This window comes from Epilithonimonas arachidiradicis, assembly GCF_003610695.1.
GTDB classification, from domain to species: Bacteria; Bacteroidota; Bacteroidia; order Flavobacteriales; family Weeksellaceae; genus Epilithonimonas; species Epilithonimonas arachidiradicis.
Genome location: NZ_RAQH01000001.1, coordinates 209511 through 229645, shown reverse-complemented (window position 1 = coordinate 229645; position 20135 = coordinate 209511). Strand labels below are relative to the sequence as shown.

The following is a 20135-nucleotide window of genomic DNA, read 5'->3' as shown; positions in this document are numbered from 1 at the left end:
AATCAAACGAAGAACAACCTTAAAACGACTCTTCAAACTTTGAGCATTATTTGAATAAAAAAACCGTTCCAAATCTGAAACGGTTGTTTTGTTATATCTTATGGTTCTTTTTGCAAGACGACGAACGCCGGGAAGTGATCGGAATAACCGCCGGTGAACTTATCTCCTGCCCAAGATCTGAAAGGGTAACCTTTATAATTTCCTTCCTTGGTAATCAAGTAATCAGGAGCGAAAATTTCCGCTTTGAAAACGGTGTAATCTTTTTTTAATTCTTTATTAGGTGAATAAAGATTAGACGAAACGATAATCTGATCGAATAAGTTTGGTGCATCCTGATAAGCCAGAGACGCAACACCTTTCTTATATAAAGGATACATCAAATTAAGGTAAGGAGACGTTTCCGATAAATCTTTTGGATTGCCTACCGCTTTGAAGCCATTTTTCAAACTTGAACTTACAGGATCATCATTAAAATCTCCCATTGCAAATAGTTTTGTAGAAGGGTCTAGAGCTCTGATGCTGTCCATCTGTTGTCTTAGAACCATTGCTGCTGCGTTACGCTTAGGAAGAGATGCTGCCTCACCACCTCTTCTGGATGGCCAGTGATTTAGGAAGAATGCTACTTTCTCATTGTCTAAGAAACCTGTTAACACCAAAATGTCTCTGGTGTATTCTCTTTTTCCACCATCTCCAAAGATTTTAACTTCTTTTTTCCAAGATTTAGATGGCGTGAATCTTCTTTTCTGGTAAATGAATGCTATATCTATACCTCTATAGTCATAAGAGTTATAATGTACAACACCATAGTCATACTTGGCAATAGCTGGTTCTTTTACAAGATCTTCCACTACTTGGCGGTTTTCTACTTCCAAAAGACCAACAACTACCGGAGCCGTACCTGTATAAGCTTTTCCCATTTCGGAAATGACTTTGGCTTCGTTTGCCAATTTTTGCTTATATACACTATAGGTGTAGTTTTTACCACTTTTAGGTGTGAATTCGTCTGAACCACCTTGGATCCTCACCACTTTTTTCCCGATAAGTGCTTCGTCATTCCAAGGGCCGGCGTAATCTTTATCAGTGACTTCAAGATATTTGATAGAGTCCAAAGGCACACTTCTGTGAAAAGCAGGATTGCTTCTGTCTTTGGTTCCGTCAATATAATCAGCGGAACGAATTGTGTCCCAAAGGTTTTCAACGTTTAAGAATCCTACAGTTGCTGCACGAACTTGTCTTTTTTGTGCAAATACTAAGGAAATACCAAGAATAGCGATAACGCTAAATAAATTTTTCATAATAAAAAATGTAAGGCTACAAAAGTAATTTTTTTTGGATAGTTGCAAAATAAAAATTTGATGTTTTTGAAAAAAGAAAATTATGTTTCTAAAAATTGATATTGCGTTAAAATAAAAATAAAATGTTAAAAAGTTTTAATTATCAAAAAATTATTTACATTTGCGTTCCCGTGTATAACGGACTGTATATTAGAAAAGAAGAGCAAACAAAACCTAATTGATTTATGATTAAAAAATTATCATTAATCTCCTTATTTACAATGCTTCCGGCATCATTTTACTTTGCACAGACCACGGTTTTTGCATACCTGAAAGATGCAGACGGGAAACCGGTCGAAAAAGCGCAAGTTAGTCTAAAAGGAGAAGGTAATGATGTTACGGCAGACAAAATTGGTTATTTCCAATTTGTAGATTTGAAGTCCGGACATTATCAAGTTGTGGTATCAAAGCCAAATTTCGAGACCAAAACCTTGGAGTTTGATGTGACCACAGAAAAGAGAAAAGATTTGGGGGTTATTACCCTTTATTCTACATTGACAGGAGCAGATCAAGGTCTTGCAATCCTTGATAATGCTGATGATGAGGGCAGCGGACAAACCTCTACAGTCGGACTTTTACAGTCTTCTCAAGACGTGTTCAACAGAATCGCAAGTTTTGATCTTGGTTTTTATTGGTTCAGACCAAGAGGAATTGATGGTAGAACTTCCGAAAATATGATGAACGGTGTTTCTATGGTCAAGTCAGACAATGGAAATGTAGACTTCTCCAATTGGGGTGGTCTTAATGAGATTGTGAGATATCCGGAAATCTCCGCAAATCATTCTCCTTCCGAATATGCTTTTGGTGGTGCAAGTGGTGTAATTTACAAGAACACTAAGGCTAGCGAGTATAGAAAAGGATTTCAGGCTGTTTACTCAATTACAAATAGAAATTATAGACAAAGAGTTTCCTTAAGATATACATCGGGTATGTCAAAAAGTGGTTGGGCTTTTACACTAATGGGTGCTAAAAGATGGGCAGAAGAAGGAATCCAAGAAGGGACTTTCTATGATGCTTATGGAACTTATCTAGGTGTTGAGAAGAAATTCAATGATAATCATACAATGACTTTCAATGCATTTGCTTCTCCATACAGAAGATCAACATCAAGTCCAAATACGCAAGAGGTTTATGATTATAGAGGTGTACATTATAACTCTTATTGGGGATGGCAAAATGGAGAAAAGAGGAATGAAAGAGTTAGAAAAGGTTTTCAGCCGATTTTCCAATTACAGGATTTCTTAAAAATCAATAAGAATTCAAACTTATGGACATCGGTTTCTTATCAGTTTGGAAAAGATAAAGGATCTCGATTGGATTGGCAGAATGTACCCAATCCTTCACCAACGTATTACAAAAATCTACCAAGTTATGCAGAAAACAGTATTCTGTATAGTATGACTAACATTGGTAACGGGACTACTCCGGTAGATTATGAAGCACTAAGAGCCGAGAGAGATTATCTGACTAATGCTTGGACAACTAATGACCAATCCATAACCCAGCTTAATTGGAATAGACTTTATCAAACTAATTATCAAAGCCCAAACGGGCAGGCACGTTATTTTTTAGTAAACGACGTGAGTGATGATAAAATTTGGAATGGCGCGACTCATTATACTTATAATTTTAATGATAAGACTAAGTTTATCTTTAATGTTTCCTATCAAAATTACAGATCGGAATATTATAGAGAAATTAATGATTTACTTGGGGCTAATTATGTTTTGCATAGAGATCCATTTGCTGAATCAAATAGACCTGGTTCTTCGGGTCTATATAATATGAATGACACGGATTTAGAAAAGACTGTTGGAGATAAAATAACTTACAATTATATTCTAAGAAGACAAGAGGTCAAAATTAATCCGGGACTTAAATTTTCTACGGGCAACTTTGATGTATTTGTAAGCGCTTTGGCTGGTTATTCTACATCTAACAGAGAAGGATTGTTTAAACATTATCTGTATCAGAATACATCATTTGGAAAAAGCAACGATTATAACTATTGGAACTTTGGTCTAAAAGGTCAGGTTGTTTACAGGGTAGATGGTAGAAACTTTTTGGTGTATAACGGAGCATATTTCTCTCAAGCGCCATTCTTGGACGACATATTTATTAATCCTCGTGCCAACAATTATGCTGCTCCAGGTCTTAGAAGTGCTGTTATCAATGCCAATGATATAAGCTATGTTATGTCCACACCATTTATGAAGCTTAGGGCTACGGCTTATTTGGTAGATACGCAGAATGACACTAACGTACAAAGATATTTTGTAGATGGTATCTCACTCGCTGTAAATAATGAAGAGGGCGTATCAGAAGAGAAGGAAGCTACAGCTTTTGTTACGCAAACGATGTCTAATGTAGATAAAAGAAACATGGGTGCGGAATTAGGGTTAGATATAAAAATATTACCTACTTTATCTTTCCAAGGTGTTGCTAACTGGGGAGATTACACTTATAGAAACAATCCAAATGTTTACATTGCATCCGACGTGGTTGCTGCACCATTTACAAATGTAGGAAGAGGTCTGATTAAAGGAATGAAAATAGGAGGGACTCCTCAAAAAGCTTTTTCCGCAGGTCTGAGATATAGTTCTCCAAAATATTGGTGGGTAGGTGCAAACTGGAATTATCTTGATGATAATAATTTAGATCCTAACGCATTGTTAAGAAGCGAACAGTTTATTCAAAATAATTATAGTAGTACACCTTTTATCAATTTAGATGATGAAAAAGTAGCTTATTATATGAGACAAAAGAAATTGCCTTCTGCGCATTTCTTCAATGCTAATATAGGAAAGTCTTGGATTCTCGGAAAATATTATGTCCTTATTTCAGCATCTGTTAATAATATCTTTGATAATACAAGATATATTACAGGTGGATTTGAACAGCTCAGAAATGCTGATGGAGATGTAAACTTTGAAAATGAATACAATAGCAGATATCCAAATTTTGCACCTAAATATTGGTACACACAGGGAAGATCTTATTTTGTGAATCTTCAAGTTAGATTTTAAAAATTAAAAATTTTATCAGAAAACAATCAAAAAATGAATATTAAATCATATTTCAAAATCAGTTTAGGGCTTGTTTCAGTTCTAACAACCCAGATTTCTTGTGTTCACGATGACAATTGGGACGCACCTGAAATTACTTGTACAAATAAGTTTGATGCTGCTACAAAAACAATGGCAGAAGTTGCAGCAATGGCTCCTACTGCAGGTGCTGTGAAAATTGCTCCAGATGGTGCACCAATTATTTTTGATGCATATGTTATTTCCTCGGATGAACAAGGGAATTTTTATAAAACAATTTCTATCCAAGATAAGCCGTCTAATCCAACTGTTGGATTACAAATTGAAATTAACAAGGCTCAAAACTATGCAGATTTTCCGGTGGGAGCTCATATCAGAGTAAAAATGAACGGCTTAGTAATTGGGACGGATGCCGGAGTAAAGAAAATTGGAGCACCAGATCCAAGTTATGCTATCGGTAGAATCCCACAGACAATCTTAGGTAGATATCTAGCGGGAGTTTGTGATGGAAACAAGATAGAAATAGCTAATTTGGTTCCAACAGAAGTAACTTTAAACGACATTAAAGCAGATAAATATGTTAATACCTTAGTAAAGGTAAAAGATGTACAATTTAATGGGGATGAAGTAGGTAAGCCATTAATGAATAAAGATGCATCCGGAGCCTTTATAGATACTAATAGAAACTTGGTTGATAAAATGGGAGGTTCTGCAATCTTGAGAACAGATGGATTCTTCAAACAATCTTCGTATTTGATTCCTGGTAAAAGTGGTGATATCACATTGGTAGCAAGTAAGTATGGAACTGGTTCCAATCCTTGGCAAACAGTTATCAGAAGTGTAAGTGATATAGACTTTACAAAAGACCGCTTCGCTACGGGTATTGTTGGTGGTACTAATATTACTTACTCTGGTTCATTCACAGAAAATTTTGAAAGTTATAATGTAGATTTTGCAGGTTTTGCCAAATATTTCAATTATTCTTATGTTGGTTCCCCAAGCAGATATTGGCAAATAAAAACTTTTAGCAATAACAAGTATATCCAAATGTCTGCTAATGCAGGAAGCGGAAGCTATCAAACTTTCTTTATGGTACCGGTAGACTTTACGGCTGCTAATACCTTAGCTTTTAGAGTGAATGTTGGTTTCTATAATGGTGATGCTTTGAAAGTTTATACGACAACGAATTACACTCCAGGTTCTGATATTTCAACAGCAACATTGACGGATATTACTTCCAACTTCACAATTCCAAAAACGCCAACTAGTGGGTATGGAACTTTAGCACCAGCAGGAACATATAATATTCCAGCATCTGTAACAGGAAACGGATTCATTGTCTTCAAATATGAAGGTGCAAATCCAGGTGTGACGACTACAATTCAAATTGATGATATTGTTGTTAACTAATTAAGAACTTAAGACTAAATAAAAAATCCCGCGACAGCGGGATTTTTTATTTAAAAGATACCAGAATTCTGCGTTTTCATCTTCCGCCAAAGTTTTCTTCCAAAAAACAAAACAAGAATCAATAAAACAATGGCGAGAATAAAAGCAAGTACAGGCAAAAAAATTGAAAGAATGGACATCAATCCGGCTCCGGCAGTCTCTGTAGTAGCAACCACATTATTTCCAATGCCGGCAGTTGTAGCTGTAGAAGCAGCTCTTGTACCGGCAAATCCAGCTGAAATAGTTGCAGCAGTCCCGCCACCAGCAATCAATGCCAAAGCCCATTGAGGAAAAGTTCCCAATTCCATAAACTGGCTTGCAAAAAGAATAGATCCGGCAATGGTTGCTAACGGAATCGAGATCGTGTCAAGAAAATTGTCAACTACAGGAATATAATAAGCCAGAATTTCAATAACTGTAGCAATACCGGTTGTGATAAGAGTTGGCAATCCAGATAGCCATTCGAAGTTATCGTTCATTGGAATCCACCCAAGATAAGATGCAAGACTAACGGCGAACATCGGTAAAAAAACTCTGAATCCCGAAGCCGCAGCCAGGCCAATGCCAATAAAGGTGCTCAAAACGTAAGGTAAAATATCGCTCATTTGTAATTTGTTTGAGAATAAAATTACAAATTAAAAGCTGACGCTATCCTTTTTTCTTTTTACAAAGATTAATAAATTGTTTCTCAACATCAGAAAAATGTTCCGGCAAATCCTTAGAAACCCAGAATAACATAGCTAACGTTTGTTCCCCAAAAGCGTCAAAATAAGTAGCTTTATTAAGTCTGTAAGACTCTCTCAAAAGACGTTTGATACGGTTTCTGTCTACAGCCTTTTTGAAAAATTTCTTAGAAACAGAAACACCTATTTTACAGGATTCTATCGGATGCTTTTCTGATGAACTGAAGTAGATGATTCTCAGATTATCCACAGAAAGCCATTTGCCTTTCTTGAACAGAAGGTCGATCTCTGATTTTTTTTTCAGCTTTTCTCGGGAAGGATAACCGTTGATTTTCAAATTGTTATTTTCTTCCGGTTAAATGATTAATGACTTCGGCTGCAGCATACAAACCAAAAATAGCAGGAATAAAGCTGATCGTTCCATAAAATGAACGTTTGAAGTTGGTTCCATCTGTCATTTTAAGGCTGTTTTCGTCCTGTAATTCTGTAGAGAAAACACATCGGAAACCTTTGTTGATTTTCTCTTTTTTCAGACGTTTTCTTACTTGTCTTGCCAAAAGGCAGTTGTTGGTTTTACTGATATCACGAACCATCACTTTGCTTGGGTCGGTTTTTCCGCCGGCTCCCATCGAGGAAACGAGTTTTATTTTATGTCGTCGGCAAGTTCTGATGAGTGTCAGTTTGGGAGTCAGAGAATCGATGCAGTCAAGAACATAATCGAATTTTTCTGATTTGATTAATTCTTCCATTCTTTCCGGCTCCAGAAACTCATTGATTTTTGTAAGCTCTAATTTTGGATTGATATCCATTAACCGGTCACCAACCAATTCTACCTTATGCTGGCCAATTGTGGAATGGAGTGCGGGCAATTGCCTGTTGATATTGGTTATATCAACCACATCACCGTCTGCGATGATCATTTTTCCAACACCGGCTCTTGCCAGAAATTCTGCAGCAAAAGATCCGACACCACCTAACCCAACGACCAAAACTTTAGCATTTTGCAGTTTTTCAATGCCTTCATCTTTTATAAGCAATTCGGTGCGTTCCAACCAAAATTTATCCATAATTAATTACTTTTTGAAGATTTTCCCACATTTGGTTTTTCAGCTCTTCTAGAGAAATACATTTAATTTCCGAAACCTTTTCGTACAATTCTGCAATATCAAAATCGGCATCATCGGTTTCCAAAAACATCTTCCGAACCGGAAAATCTTCAATCAATTTTTGCAAAGATAAGTTATCTAAAGTTGCTTTTCCAAAACTGAGATAAAAGCCGGCATCCAAAAGCTCTTTTGCCGTGTTTTCTTTCTTGTTGAATCCGTGAATGATTAACGGCACTTTTGCTTTTTTGAAATGGAGAATTTGCGAAAATCTGCGGACACAATGGATGATAATAGGTTTTCTAATTTCTTCTGCCCAGGTAATATGATTTTGGAACACTTCGTTTTGAAGTTTTTCATCGATGTCGATTAATCCATCCAAACCACATTCGCCTAGAGCAAGACAGTTTTTTGAAAGAGAAATTCCTTTGATTTTTTCAAAATCTGATTTCCAGTTTTCTGTAATGTCTTTTGGATGTAGACCTGCAGAAAAATTTCCGGACGGGATTTTTTCATTGAAATCTAAGTTGTAGATCCCGGTCTTATTTTGTTTGTGATGATGAAAATCCAAAAAATCCATAGTCAAAGATATGAATTTAAGGTCTTTTCGGAACACCGAATTGCTTGCAGCAGATCCCTTGACTTTGCTCAGGATAAACTGTGGACGGATAAAGCGGCTCTAATTATTATGCTGATCATAAAAAGTTAAATTTTGTTAAAATCTGTTGTCGAAACTTATTGTCAATGATGAAAAATAGTTTAATTTTACATTAAATCTTTCGTTGCGAATGAGAAAAAAATTTACTGATAAACAGACAAAAATTCTGGATGTAGCAGAAGAACTGATTGCAAAAAAAGGCTTTGAAGGCACGTCTGTGAGAGATATTTGTTCGAAAGCGAATATCAATGTGGCTATGATTTCTTATTACTTTGGTTCTAAGGAAAAGATGATGTCTTACCTTTATCAGTATCGTGTGCAGAGAACAAAAGAAAGCTTTTCTGAGTTTGCACAGACCATAAAGGAAGGAAAACCCGAAATGCAGATGAAAGAGATTGTGAATTATGTGATCTCTTTGCTTTTCAAATACAGCTATTTTCACGGTTTTGTAACGCAGGAGATGCGTTCTCTGGATAATGTGAAGGATGATCTTTTGGAGTTTTATCAGACTTGTGTCGGCAGGCTGGATGAGATTATCAAAAGAGGAATTGTTTCCGGCGTTTTCCATAATGCGCCAAAGTCTGAGGATATCCTGACAATGATTATCGGGTCGACTTTGTTTGTGATCAGGAACAAAAACTTCTATGAGATGTATGTTCCTGCAAACAACGATGCGCAATATATGAAAGAAGCCGAGCAGAAACTGAAGAACAGCACTTTGCTAAGTGTATTCGCTTTGTTGGATTATGACGCGGATTAGTTTTTATCAAACTTCAGGGCTTCGTTAATATAAAACTCGATTTCTTTTGGTCTGTTTTTGAAGTCTTTTTCCGGGGATTCTTCGTTGCCTAATCTCACAATAATCATATCATATTCCGGGACTATAATAACGTATTGACCATTGAATCCATGCATATAATAATGGTGGATTTTTGTATCATAATTAATACGAAGGCCTAAACCATAAGTTCCGTTGGAATGTTCAGTCGGCGTTATCATTTGGTCAACAAAATTTTCGTTGATTAACGGGATATTTTCAAATTTTCCTTTATTCAGTAGTAAATATCCAATCTTTCCAAAATCTCTTGCATTGGAATGGATACAGCAAAACGATTTTTCTATCCCAAGATCATCCGTTGTCCATTCTGCATTTTGCTCCATCCCGAGAGGCTTCCACAATTTTGCAGATGCATAAAAAGACAAAGGCATTTCCACAGCTCTGCCAACTGCAAAACCTAAAAGTTGAGGCGCAGCTGACTGGTATTCGAATTGTTCTCCTGGATTTTGTTTGAATTTGCTTTTGAAAATAATATCGGAAAGAGAAAATCCATAGTATAGTGCTGCATTTTGAGAGAGTGGATTTTTGTAATCGTTCTTCCAGTCCAATCCTGCTTCCATCGAGGCAAGATTCGCTAATGTAAGGTTTTTCCCAAATTTGTCATTTGAAAATTCCTGATAGAATGTAGAAAATGGTTGATTAATGTTTGCTATTCTTCCGTCGTCAATGGCTTTTCCTAATAGCAGCGTTGTTATGGTGTTGGCCATCGAAAATGAATTGCTCGGAGTAGCTTTATTATAATTCTCCCAATAATGTTCCTGCAGGATTTTTCCGTGCTGAATGATTAAAAAAGAAACTGATTTTGTTTCCTTAAGATGCTTTTCCAGTTCCGGAGATAATGCCGTTTTGTTATAATTAATATCGAGTGGCCAGGGTTTGGGGTTTCCTCTTGAAATAGTTTTCGATGGGAAGTCAGTTCCGTCATTTAACATTGGTCCGGTTTCACCTTTTAGATAAGTCAATCTTATTCCGCGGAAAAGATAATTGTAGCCGGTGATATATACCGTTAAAATAATTCCGGCAATCAACAATAAAACTATATTCAGAATTTTCTTCGCCATTCAGAGAGATTTATTTGTAAAAATATTTATTTTAATCAAATATTGATAATTTTGTTTGGAATGATTTTCGATTTTCCTGATTTATGAATGATGAATTGAAAAAACAGCAGCTCAAACGATATAAAACCCTCGCCACAGGATTGTTTATTCTGATGGCCGTTACTTTTGTATCGATGACGATTTTACAAAAAGGAAATCATTTACATTGGATTGGCTATATCAGAGCATTTTCCGAAGCGGCGATGGTTGGTGCTTTGGCGGATTGGTTTGCTGTGACTGCGCTTTTCAATTATCCATTAGGACTTAAAATTCCACACACTAACCTCATCGAAAATTCTAAAGAAAAAATTGGCGATAATCTTGGGAACTTTGTGGTGGATAATTTTCTTTCGCCTCAAAATATCCGTCCTTACATTCAAAAACTAAAAGTTTCGGTTTATGTTGGCGATTGGCTTTCTAAGGATAAAAATCAGAATCTTTTGATTAATGAACTGTCATCAATTCTTAAAGATATTATTAATAAACTCGATGATGAATCTGTTGTGAAATTTATTTCAAATAAAGCGGAGGAAATGACAGATTCTATCCAATTAAATTCGGTCATCGGAAACGGAATCGAATATCTTCTCAATAAAAATGATCATCAAAAAATCATTACCAACCTAAGTTCTCAAATCAAAAAGTATATTCTCGAAAATCAACAAATGATCTCTGAAAGAGTAGGAAAGGAGAGTTTCTTTTTGATTCCCAAATCTGTAGATAATAAAATTGCCGAAAAAATTACAAAAGGTTTAAGCGATTATTTCCTTGAAGTTGAAGAAAATCCTAGTCATCCATTACGATCAGAAATTACCAACAAAATCCTGGATTTTTCAAAAGAACTGAAAGAAGAATCTAAGTGGAAAACGGAGTTTGATTCGATCAAAACGGATTTTCTACAAAGTGATAAGATCAAACAATACGCATCCGATATTTGGCAATCTTTAAAATTATCATTGATGAAAGAATTGTCTGAAGAAGATTCTAAACTAAAATCTTATGTCAAAAAAAACATTGATGAATTTGTTTCTAACCTTCAAAATGATGAAAATTTCCAAAACCGAATTGACAATTGGGTTAGATTGACAGCCTATAAATATATTCTGAAAAACACTCAGAATTTTGGCGAACTCATCAGCACAACTGTCGGAAATTGGGAAGGAAAAGAACTGAGTCGAAAACTGGAATTAGAAGTCGGAAAAGATTTGCAATTTATAAGAATCAACGGAACAATCGTTGGTGGCTTGGTTGGTTTGCTGATTTACACGATTGCAAATTTTATTTAATGAATAAACCACAAAAGTCACAAAAGAATCATCTTAATGATAAACTTAGTTATATAAAATCAAAAAAACTCTTGTGACTTTTGTGGTTCAAAAAAGCCTCCAAAAATTGGAGGCTTTCTATTTTTATTTCTTCTCAAGAATTTTCTCGATGATTTTATGAGTAATCATATAAGTTGGTTTTACACCTGTGAGTCCAAGTCCGCCGGAAGATAATGTACTTCCTGTTTCCAATGGATTATCCGATGCATAATAAGCATACATTACAAACAGATCCGGAGAAATGTGATGACGGATTTTGCTCGCCACCTGAATCGCTTTTTGATAATGTGCGCCTTCCATTTCCAGACCGATGGCTTTCCAGGACGTTGTCATAAAGTAAGATAAAATGTCTTTGTTCTGAAGCGATGTTCCCAAAACAGTGATCATCGGTCCTTCGAAAGATTTGATCTCATCATCTACAAAATCAGTTGCCTTTAGAGCATTTTCGAAGACATAATTATCAGCAGTACCTTCAAAGATGTGAGAAGTCGGGATCATAATATCGCCTTTTCCTCCGGTTAAGATCCCGGCTTTACCCATTATCGAAACCGATTTCACTTTCATCATATAGACTTCGCCTTTCACTTCATAAGGTCTTAGTAATTCGTCCATTACCTCAAAAGCTTGTTCTCCAAAAGCGTAATCAAAAACCAGGATCACATCGTCACCTTTATATTTTTGATTCGCGAAAACGGTATTCTTAAGTTCAGTCTTGGCAAGATCGATGATTTGAACATCAATGTTGCTTCCGCTATTGTCATCAATATAGATCATTCCTTCTTTTAGAGCGTGATCCAGCACTTTTTCCTGAAGTTCTTTTTTGTTACTGATGTCAGCAAATAATTTATAATCAACCTCTTTTGTTCCTTTTTTATTAAGAGCATCATTGGCAAAAACCATATTTTTCACAGAGTGCATATTGGCACTGATGATATGAAGAGGTCTCATATGAAGGTTGTTTTCCACCAAAACCTGTTTGATCTTATTGGCCCATTTTTCCCCGAAAAGGTGATGTCCAACTCTTTCCTGAAGAATGGCTGAGAAATAGATTTCTCTTTCTCTTAATTCTTTCCAGTCTTCCAGGCTAATCTGACCAAGCCAATAAATAATCTTGAACAAGCGGTCGGGATTTTTATCATCTCCGAAGTTGTTATAAGCATTAAGTGTTTCATCAAAAGTTCTTCCTAAGAAAGAAGAAAGATGAATCAATGCGACTTCTTTTTCTTTTCTGCTGTATTTTTTCTCGCCTTTAGCAACTTCTTCGATGATTTTCCAGATGCGTTTCGGGCGACCTTCGTTATCCAGATCGAAACCGATGTTTCTGATTTTGTCTGCTTCCAGATAAAGGAACGTTAAGTGAGTCAGGATGTCATAAATCTCGGAGCGACCCAAAAGAACTTCGATGTTCATCTGGTGTTCATCTATTCTGTAGCAGTTTCTACGTCTTTTCTTCGGAACGATTGGTTCAAAACTTCCTTTATCAAAGCCTTCGTCAGAAGTCAGATGGATAAAAGAACATTCTTCGATACCTTCCGGAAGACGATCAAGAACATAAAGCAAACCGTCCAGTTCTATCTTATTAGGAACGCTCATACTTCCGTAGATCTCCGGATTGATAATCATTAATAATTTTCTTAATGATTCACCCGACACTCCAGATGGTTTGAAAAATCCTCTATAGAATAAGTGTCTCATAGAGACATATAATCTTTCGATAGCTTCTGTGGTTTCTCTTGCTCTTGAATTTGCCATATATTAAAATTTTTGTAAAAGTCTGCAAAGGTATGAAAATTTATTTAAATAAAATAAAATATTTAATTTATTGATTTTCAAAACATTGCGTTTTTTAACTAAGATGCTATTATTTGTATTACAACAGTTTTTAAAGTTAAACTTTCCTGTCTATATTCTAAAATAAATTTTCATTCATATTTTAATAATAAAAATTAAACATATTTCTATTTTAGTTCATATTGATGTTGAAAAATAGAGGGGTTGTTATTGGTTTAAATTTATTTATTTGAAAACAACTATAAATTTTTAGGGGGCAAATTAATTTCGAATTATATTTTTTGTAAATTTGCCTCGTTTAAAATAACACACTTTTTATGTCAACATTAAGATTTAAAGCCTTAGCCGAGCTTCCATTCAGAAATTACAGAAAAGATAATTTCATAGAAGTTCCTGCAAAACTGTCTGAATTGTTTTGTCAAAATGTATTCTCAGAAGAAACAATGAGAGAATATCTGACTAAAGAAGCGTTCCAATCTATTTTGGATGCCATTAAAAAAGGAACAAAAATCCAGAGACACATTGCGGATCAGGTGGCTGTTGCGATGAAGGATTGGGCTATGTCAAAAGGCGTTACCCATTACACGCACTGGTTTCAACCGTTAACAGGTGCAACTGCTGAAAAGCACGATTCTTTCTTTACACCTATAGAAGGTGGAAGAGCTATCGAGAGATTCAGTGGCGGAATGTTGATTCAGCAGGAGCCGGATGCTTCTTCTTTCCCGAATGGTGGAATCAGAAATACATTCGAAGCCAGAGGTTATACCGCTTGGGATCCGACTTCTCCGGCTTTTATTATGGGAACTACACTTTGTATTCCTTCGATTTTCATTTCTTATACGGGTGAAACTTTAGATTATAAAGCACCTTTGTTAAGAGCTTTGAATGCGGTTGATGAGGCAGCGACAGATGTTTGCAAATCTTACTTCGATAAAAATGTAACAAAAGTTTCTCCGACTCTTGGTTGGGAACAAGAATATTTCTTGGTAGATACAGCTTTGTATCAATCAAGACCGGATTTGGTTTTGACAGGGAAAACTTTACTTGGACATTCTCCGGCGAAAGGACAACAGCTTGATGACCATTATTTCGGTTCGATTCCTACAAGAGTAATGAACTATATGAAGGAATTGGAAATCGAATGTATGAAGTTGGGAATTCCTGTAACAACACGTCACAACGAGGTTGCACCTAACCAATTCGAATTGGCACCAATGTTTGAAGAAGCGAATGTTGCTGTTGACCATAATTCATTATTAATGGATATTATGGCAAGAATTGCTCACAAGCATCACTTCCACATTTTATTTCACGAAAAACCATTTGCCGGTGTCAACGGAAGTGGAAAACATAATAACTGGTCTTTGGGAACTGACACGGGCGAAAACCTTTTGAGTCCGGGTAAAAATCCAAAGAAAAACCTTCAGTTCCTGACATTTTTTGTAAATACTTTGAAAGCAGTTCACGATTATGCGGATTTGTTGAGAGCTAGTATTGCATCTGCAAGCAACGATCACAGATTAGGAGCCAACGAAGCGCCACCGGCAATTATTTCCGCATTTATTGGAAGTCAGTTGTTCGGCGTTTTGGAAGAATTGGAAAAAGTGACGGACGGAAAATTATCTCCGGAAGAAAAAACAGAATTAAAACTGAATGTTGTTGGAAAAATTCCTGAAATTCTTTTAGATAACACAGACAGAAACAGAACGTCTCCTTTTGCCTTTACAGGAAACAAATTCGAAATCAGAGCGGTGGGTTCTTCAGCCAACTGTGCGGAAGTAATGACGGTGATGAATGTAATTGCTGCTAAACAATTAAGAACTTTCAAAACTGAAGTGGATGCTTTGATTGGAACTGGTCTTAAAAAAGATGAAGCTATTTTCAATGTATTGAGAGAATACATCAAGCAATCTAAGAGCATTATGTTCGAAGGTGACGGTTATTCTGACGATTGGGCAAAAGAAGCTAAGAAAAGAGGCCTTAACAACTTGAAAACAACGCCGGAAGCTCTTAAAATGGAATTAGATAAAAAATTCGTTGCGCTTTACGAGGAGTTAGGAATTTACTCACACCGTGAGTTCGAAGCCAGAAACGAAATCAAGCTGGAAAAATATTCAACAGTCATTGATATAGAAGCCAGAGTTTTGGCAGATATCGCAAGAAATCACATTATTCCTGCCGCTCTTAATTACCAAAACAGGTTAATTGAGAACGTTAAAGGGTTGAAAGAGATCTTCAGCGAGAAAGAATTCAAGACTTTGGCAAAAGAACAATTGAGTTTGATTTCCGATATTTCCGGCAATGTTTCCCAAATCAAAGTTGGTGTTGACAATCTTTTAGCAGCCAAAGAAAAAGCTAAGAATACATCAGGAAGTCAAAAACAAGCAGAGGAATACTGTAACAAAGTAAAACCTCTTTTTGACAACATCAGAGAGGCGTCAGATGCCCTGGAAATGATGGTAGACGACGAACTTTGGCCGATGACAAAATATAGAGAATTACTCTTCACTAGATAAATATCTACAAAAACGTTAAAGAATCTTAACTAAAAATAAAACCGCAAAGTCTAAATAAAGGCTTTGCGGTTTGTTTTTTTTTAACATTCTTAAAAAGACTGTTAAATTATGTTAAACTCAAGAACGCTCAAATTGATTTGAAATGCCCTTTAATGAGTATTGGCTATTTTTGCTATGCAATCACAAAAAACCAACTCAAGTTTAACACAAATAATTAAATATATATGAAGAAAAGAGTTCTAGTTTATATCTTATTTGTGACCACGTTTTTTTCGCTTCAGTCTTGCGTTTCTAACTATGTGGTTTCTAACAATCAAACATACAAAACTGATGCCAAATTTGCATCATTGGATGTAAACGTAAAACCCGTAACCAACAAATCAACCAACAAAGGACAACAAGTTTTAGCATCTATTGCTAATACCAATGAGGTTATCAAAAGATCTGCAATAGAAAATGCGATCAAATACAGCAACACCATTGACAATATCTTATCCGAAGCTGAAAGTTATCTAGGAACTCCATACAGATTCGGAGGAACTTCCAGAAGCGGAATAGATTGCTCGGCATTCGTGTTATCAGTGTTTGGTGCAGCAGCAGGGATGAACCTGCCAAGAGTTGCAGCTCAACAATCTCAGGAAGGTGATTCTGTGGAAAAAACAGAACTTCAGAAAGGAGATTTGGTATTTTTCTCACACAGAGGCAGCAGAATCTCTCACGTAGGAATCGTGGAAGATGTAACACCGGAAGGCGAAGTGAAGTTCATTCACGCTGCGACATCCAAAGGTGTAATGGTTTCTTCATTAGACGACAGCTATTGGGGGCCAAAATTCAAATTCGCTAAGCGAATCGTTAAGGAAAACACATTAAGTGCATTAAATAATTAGAGAGACTGAAATATTCAGAAAAACCTCAGAAGCAATTCTGAGGTTTTTTTATTTGTACGGATTAAATCTCTCAAACTCTATACTCTACTATTCTCCAACTTATTTTTTTAGGAGCTTAATCCCGCTTTCCGTTGCAATCTTTTTTGCAGACCATTTTCACATCAATAGACCCGAAGTCCACGCAAAAAAGGATTTCCACTGCAATCGGGGCTAGGGATTTTGTCATTAAAACAACGGTGGTCAATTAAAGTATCATAGTATTGTCAGACAGAGACTCCCGAAGCCTTAATCGATAATCAATTCCTCAATCTTAGCCTGCACTTCCTTGCTTTTCAGCCTTAGAATGATAAAATACAATTCCGGAAACTGTAGAGCAATCTCACTCCAGGTTTGATTCAATTCATAAATATTATCAATTCCCTGAAATAGACTTGCCAAAAAATGCGATTTCCTCTGGATCAACCCACGAAATCCGTAAGCGCCTAAAACCTGCAGAAAACGCATCATTTTCATCCATTCAAAAGATTGTTTCAGGGCTTCTTTGTCAGAATTCTTTTCCCAGAAAGATAAATAGTAATCGAGCATTTCTTCTTTAAAATCGTTGGGGAAATTAGCCTTAGCCTGATAAAGAAAAGAAATCACGTCATAAGCTGCAGGACCTTCCATTGCTGATTGATAATCGATAAAGAAAACCTCATCATTCTCATTCACCAAAATATTTCTGGACTGGAAATCCCGAATCATCAAGATCTTTGGCTCCAACTTCTGAATCAACTCAGAGATCGTTTTGAATTCCCTTAATAAAGTCGATTTGTGATATTCAATTTCCAAAACATCAACCAAGAAATTCTTGAAGTAATAGAGGTCATGCGTAATCGGTAGATCATCATAACTTTCGTATTCAAAGCTCTTTTTGAAATCAACCTTTCCTAAAGTTTTGGCCTGTAATTCAAACAACTTCTCCAGACTTTTTTTGACCAGAGTTTTTACCCGGTCAGAATTTCCTTCTTCAGCAATAACTTCTGAAAGTGTTTTGTTCCCCAAAAACTCCTGAACATATAAATCTCTTTCAGAATTGATTTTAAAAATCTTCGGTGTATTAAGTTGTAGACTTTGAAATAACTCGGAAAAATAGAAAAAAGCTTCATTCTCCCGAAGATTCTCGTTGTAAGTGATTACATATTTCTGGTTTTCAAAACGCCCGATATAATTGATCCTGGAAGAGCCGCTTTGTGGAAGCGCAATAAAAGTGTCCGGGTTTTTACCCAAAAATTCTTTGAAAAAATCCTGATGTTCCTGCATAGAACAAAGTTAATTAATAATAGATTTTGATTCGTTAAAAATTGTAATTTTACTCATTGAATTCACAGTTTGAGAATTTTACAAAAAATTAGGAAATAAAATGTGACTTCACTTGATCCTAAAGAAGCAAACATCCACAAATGAAAGATTTTTTACCCGTTTTAAAGATTCTGTTAAGATTTGTTGTCATCTATATCGTTTTGGTATTGATGTATCAATTTTATCTTAACACTTATGAAAACGAGGTGGTTGATCCTTTCACAAGATGGGTCGCGAAACAGGTTGCTTTTCTGCAAAGCGCATTAGGTTTTCCGACGGTTTTGGTTGATAGTATGAAGCTGCATAGTATTTTGTTTCAAACATCCGGAAAGTTCACAACCAGAATGGTGGAAGGGTGTAATGTTTTTTCGGTTGCGATTCTCTTTACGGCTTTTGTTTTTGCATTTTACAAAGGAACTAAAACATATATTTTCGCTTTGGGCGGCATTGTTTTGCTTCATATTCTCAATATTTCGAGAATCGCATTGCTCAATATTATTTACATCAGGTATCCACAGTATGAGAAAATGGCGCACGACTATCTTTTCCCAGCGATTATCTATGGCGGTGTCATTATTTTTTGGTTGATTTGGATCCAGTATTTTGCACTAAAAAAGGAGAATAATGCTTAGATGGATTTTAGTTTTGTTGGGTGTATTAGGATTAATCGGGATCCGGGGATTAGAAGATAAATTGTTCTACGATCCTTTTTTATACTTCTTCAAGACAGCTGATCAGAACGAGATTTTTCCGGATTTTGTTTGGGGAAAATTAATTATCAGCTATCTTTTCAGGTTTGGATTAAATGCCCTTTTCTCACTGTTGATTATCCATTTTCTTTTTCAAAATAGAGAATGGACAAAGCAGGCTTCTATTTTGATTTTGTTGGTTTTCGCAATCGTATTTCCAATTTATCTCTTCTGTATCTATGATAGGTTTGACTTTGGTTATCTTTTCTCATTTTATGTGAGGAGATTTGTGATTCAGCCATTAACGGTAGTTTTACTTGTTCCGATTTTTTACTATCGTAAAAAGATCAGTCAGAATTAATTTTCCAAAGTATGTTTATCCGGTTGAGAAATATTCTCGCCGTTCCACTCGATTTTTTTTGTGAAAACATGTTGACGCACCGGGCATTCAAAAATTTGACAAATAGCACAGGAAGTCGGTTTGCAATCGTCCATATGAAAATTGAATTCCACTTTTCTGTCGGTATTTTTGGCGATCAGTTTGATGACTTCTTCCATCTCATCGTGAGCCGTTCTTAGTTCAAAATACCAAGGTAAAGTGATGTGTGCATCGATGTGAAGCCTGCTTCCGAATTGCTGGATTTTCATATTATGAACATCAATCCATTCCGGTTTTCGGTTTTCATTAAGGAATTTAGCTAATCTTTCCAGCATTTCCGGATCGGCCTCATCCATTATTCCACTCAAGGATTTTCTAATGATTTTGTAACCGATAATGATGATGTAGAAGCCAAAAACCAATGCAACAACAGAATCAATCCAAACAATTTTTGTGAAATAAACCAAGACCAAACTGACTACAACACCCAAAGTTGTAATGGTGTCAGACTGAAGATGTTTCCCAGAAGATATCAAAACAATCGAGTTTTCTCTTTTCCCTTTCTGAATCGAGATATAGCCCAAGATATAATTAATAATGGCAGTTGCAGCGATAATCCAAATCCCTAAATCCAACTTGCTAAGAACTTTTCCGGAAATCAAACTGTTGGTTCCCTCGTAGATAATCATTATCCCGGCAATGCTGATCAGAGAGCCTTCTATAGCTGATGTTACAAATTCGACTTTACCGTGTCCGTAAGGATGATTCTCATCTCTCGGTTTCGAAGCTAAGTATAAAGAATAAAGCCCCAAAAAAGCACTGATGACATTCACGATGCTTTCCATTGCGTCGGAGAAAACAGCATCAGAATTAGTCAATTTCCAGGCAACTAATTTTCCTACGAACAGAATGATGCCAACAACAGCGATCCATTTTTGGAAAGCGATGTTGGAATTTGAGTGTTTACTTGTTTTCATTGCTAAAAAAAGAATCTTCGA

General features: G+C 36.0%; 17 protein-coding genes. 8 read left to right on the top strand and 9 right to left on the bottom strand.

The genetic code is table 11. From position 1 onward, the window contains the following. Positions 1-98 precede the first annotated feature (98 nt). Positions 99-1295, bottom strand: a complete 1197-nt coding sequence (locus BXY58_RS01110) for an endonuclease/exonuclease/phosphatase family protein (protein ID WP_120211963.1) — start codon at positions 1293-1295, stop codon at positions 99-101. A 224-nt stretch (positions 1296-1519) separates the two neighbouring features. Between BXY58_RS01110 and BXY58_RS01105 the strand changes: the two genes are divergently transcribed. Beyond that, positions 1520-4360 (top strand): carboxypeptidase-like regulatory domain-containing protein, encoded by a 2841-nt coding sequence (locus BXY58_RS01105; RefSeq protein WP_120211962.1) that lies wholly within the window; start codon positions 1520-1522, stop codon positions 4358-4360. 33 nt (positions 4361-4393) lie between these two features. Continuing rightward, positions 4394-5788 carry a M949_1556 family lipoprotein gene (locus BXY58_RS01100; RefSeq protein ID WP_120211961.1) on the top strand — a complete coding sequence of 465 codons (1395 nt, stop codon included), beginning with the start codon at positions 4394-4396 and terminating at the stop codon, positions 5786-5788. Between the two features lie 50 nt (positions 5789-5838). On the opposite strand, the gene BXY58_RS01095 is transcribed toward BXY58_RS01100, so the two are convergent. Genes BXY58_RS01095 through BXY58_RS01080 form a run of 4 tightly spaced genes read right to left on the bottom strand, consistent with a single transcriptional unit; the run spans position 5839 to position 8193 of the window. Then, complete coding sequence (locus BXY58_RS01095) at positions 5839-6432, bottom strand: DUF4126 domain-containing protein (RefSeq protein ID WP_120211960.1); 594 nt, start codon at positions 6430-6432, stop codon at positions 5839-5841. A gap of 43 nt (positions 6433-6475) precedes the next feature. After that, on the bottom strand, positions 6476-6847 hold the full coding sequence (rnpA, locus tag BXY58_RS01090) for a ribonuclease P protein component (RefSeq protein ID WP_120211959.1): 372 nt from the start codon (positions 6845-6847) through the stop codon (positions 6476-6478). Between the two features lie 4 nt (positions 6848-6851). Continuing rightward, positions 6852-7577 (bottom strand): tRNA threonylcarbamoyladenosine dehydratase, encoded by a 726-nt coding sequence (locus tag BXY58_RS01085; RefSeq protein ID WP_120211958.1) that lies wholly within the window; start codon positions 7575-7577, stop codon positions 6852-6854. Continuing rightward, positions 7570-8193, bottom strand: coding sequence for a TatD family hydrolase (locus BXY58_RS01080; protein WP_120211957.1), 624 nt, complete (start codon positions 8191-8193; stop codon positions 7570-7572). Before BXY58_RS01080 ends, BXY58_RS01085 begins: the two co-directional genes overlap by 8 nt. Positions 8194-8401: 208 nt before the next feature. Between BXY58_RS01080 and BXY58_RS01075 the strand changes: the two genes are divergently transcribed. After that, positions 8402-9031, top strand: a complete 630-nt coding sequence (locus BXY58_RS01075; RefSeq protein ID WP_120211956.1) for a TetR/AcrR family transcriptional regulator — start codon at positions 8402-8404, stop codon at positions 9029-9031. On the opposite strand, the gene BXY58_RS01070 is transcribed toward BXY58_RS01075, so the two are convergent. Beyond that, positions 9028-10170 (bottom strand): serine hydrolase domain-containing protein, encoded by a 1143-nt coding sequence (locus BXY58_RS01070; RefSeq protein WP_120211955.1) that lies wholly within the window; start codon positions 10168-10170, stop codon positions 9028-9030. The two genes, BXY58_RS01075 and BXY58_RS01070, sit on opposite strands and share 4 nt — an antisense overlap. Before the next feature lie 83 nt (positions 10171-10253). Here BXY58_RS01070 and BXY58_RS01065 point away from each other — a divergent pair, with 83 nt between their 5' ends. Then, positions 10254-11495 (top strand): DUF445 domain-containing protein, encoded by a 1242-nt coding sequence (locus BXY58_RS01065; protein WP_120211954.1) that lies wholly within the window; start codon positions 10254-10256, stop codon positions 11493-11495. Positions 11496-11618: 123 nt separating this feature from the next. On the opposite strand, the gene BXY58_RS01060 is transcribed toward BXY58_RS01065, so the two are convergent. Beyond that, positions 11619-13286 (bottom strand): DUF6909 family protein, encoded by a 1668-nt coding sequence (locus tag BXY58_RS01060; RefSeq protein ID WP_120211953.1) that lies wholly within the window; start codon positions 13284-13286, stop codon positions 11619-11621. A gap of 356 nt (positions 13287-13642) precedes the next feature. On the opposite strand from BXY58_RS01060, the gene BXY58_RS01055 reads away from it, so the two are divergent. Both BXY58_RS01055 and BXY58_RS01050 read left to right on the top strand, forming a co-directional pair. Then, positions 13643-15841 (top strand): glutamine synthetase III family protein, encoded by a 2199-nt coding sequence (locus BXY58_RS01055; RefSeq protein ID WP_120211952.1) that lies wholly within the window; start codon positions 13643-13645, stop codon positions 15839-15841. Positions 15842-16065: 224 nt separating this feature from the next. Then, entirely contained in the window at positions 16066-16728 is a 663-nt protein-coding gene (locus BXY58_RS01050) for a C40 family peptidase (RefSeq protein WP_120211951.1), read from the top strand. A 285-nt stretch (positions 16729-17013) separates the two neighbouring features. Here BXY58_RS01050 and BXY58_RS01045 read toward each other — a convergent pair whose 3' ends face one another. Beyond that, positions 17014-18030 (bottom strand): aminoglycoside phosphotransferase family protein, encoded by a 1017-nt coding sequence (locus BXY58_RS01045; protein WP_120211950.1) that lies wholly within the window; start codon positions 18028-18030, stop codon positions 17014-17016. 140 nt (positions 18031-18170) lie between these two features. Here BXY58_RS01045 and xrtF point away from each other — a divergent pair, with 140 nt between their 5' ends. After that, positions 18171-18701, top strand: a complete 531-nt coding sequence (gene xrtF / locus BXY58_RS01040; RefSeq protein WP_120211949.1) for an exosortase family protein XrtF — start codon at positions 18171-18173, stop codon at positions 18699-18701. Beyond that, positions 18694-19119, top strand: coding sequence for an exosortase F system-associated membrane protein (locus BXY58_RS01035; RefSeq protein WP_120211948.1), 426 nt, complete (start codon positions 18694-18696; stop codon positions 19117-19119). Before xrtF ends, BXY58_RS01035 begins: the two co-directional genes overlap by 8 nt. On the opposite strand, the gene BXY58_RS01030 is transcribed toward BXY58_RS01035, so the two are convergent. Next, positions 19116-20114, bottom strand: a complete 999-nt coding sequence (locus tag BXY58_RS01030; protein ID WP_120211947.1) for a cation diffusion facilitator family transporter — start codon at positions 20112-20114, stop codon at positions 19116-19118. The two genes, BXY58_RS01035 and BXY58_RS01030, sit on opposite strands and share 4 nt — an antisense overlap. Positions 20115-20135: the final 21 nt, after the last annotated feature.

Excerpts from the sequence above, each read along its gene's own strand:
- BXY58_RS01110 (WP_120211963.1), bottom strand. The coding sequence starts at position 1,295 with ATGAAAAATTTATTTAGCGTTATCGCTATTCTTGGTATTTCCTTAGTA.
- BXY58_RS01105 (WP_120211962.1), top strand. The coding sequence starts at position 1,520 with ATGATTAAAAAATTATCATTAATCTCCTTATTTACAATGCTTCCGGCA.
- BXY58_RS01100 (WP_120211961.1), top strand. The coding sequence starts at position 4,394 with ATGAATATTAAATCATATTTCAAAATCAGTTTAGGGCTTGTTTCAGTT.
- BXY58_RS01095 (WP_120211960.1), bottom strand. The coding sequence starts at position 6,432 with ATGAGCGATATTTTACCTTACGTTTTGAGCACCTTTATTGGCATTGGC.
- BXY58_RS01085 (WP_120211958.1), bottom strand. The coding sequence starts at position 7,577 with ATGGATAAATTTTGGTTGGAACGCACCGAATTGCTTATAAAAGATGAA.
- BXY58_RS01080 (WP_120211957.1), bottom strand. The coding sequence starts at position 8,193 with ATGGATTTTTTGGATTTTCATCATCACAAACAAAATAAGACCGGGATC.
- BXY58_RS01075 (WP_120211956.1), top strand. The coding sequence starts at position 8,402 with ATGAGAAAAAAATTTACTGATAAACAGACAAAAATTCTGGATGTAGCA.
- BXY58_RS01070 (WP_120211955.1), bottom strand. The coding sequence starts at position 10,170 with ATGGCGAAGAAAATTCTGAATATAGTTTTATTGTTGATTGCCGGAATT.
- BXY58_RS01065 (WP_120211954.1), top strand. The coding sequence starts at position 10,254 with ATGAATGATGAATTGAAAAAACAGCAGCTCAAACGATATAAAACCCTC.
- BXY58_RS01060 (WP_120211953.1), bottom strand. The coding sequence starts at position 13,286 with ATGGCAAATTCAAGAGCAAGAGAAACCACAGAAGCTATCGAAAGATTA.
- BXY58_RS01055 (WP_120211952.1), top strand. The coding sequence starts at position 13,643 with ATGTCAACATTAAGATTTAAAGCCTTAGCCGAGCTTCCATTCAGAAAT.
- BXY58_RS01050 (WP_120211951.1), top strand. The coding sequence starts at position 16,066 with ATGAAGAAAAGAGTTCTAGTTTATATCTTATTTGTGACCACGTTTTTT.
- BXY58_RS01045 (WP_120211950.1), bottom strand. The coding sequence starts at position 18,030 with ATGCAGGAACATCAGGATTTTTTCAAAGAATTTTTGGGTAAAAACCCG.
- xrtF (WP_120211949.1), top strand. The coding sequence starts at position 18,171 with ATGAAAGATTTTTTACCCGTTTTAAAGATTCTGTTAAGATTTGTTGTC.
- BXY58_RS01035 (WP_120211948.1), top strand. The coding sequence starts at position 18,694 with ATGCTTAGATGGATTTTAGTTTTGTTGGGTGTATTAGGATTAATCGGG.
- BXY58_RS01030 (WP_120211947.1), bottom strand. The coding sequence starts at position 20,114 with ATGAAAACAAGTAAACACTCAAATTCCAACATCGCTTTCCAAAAATGG.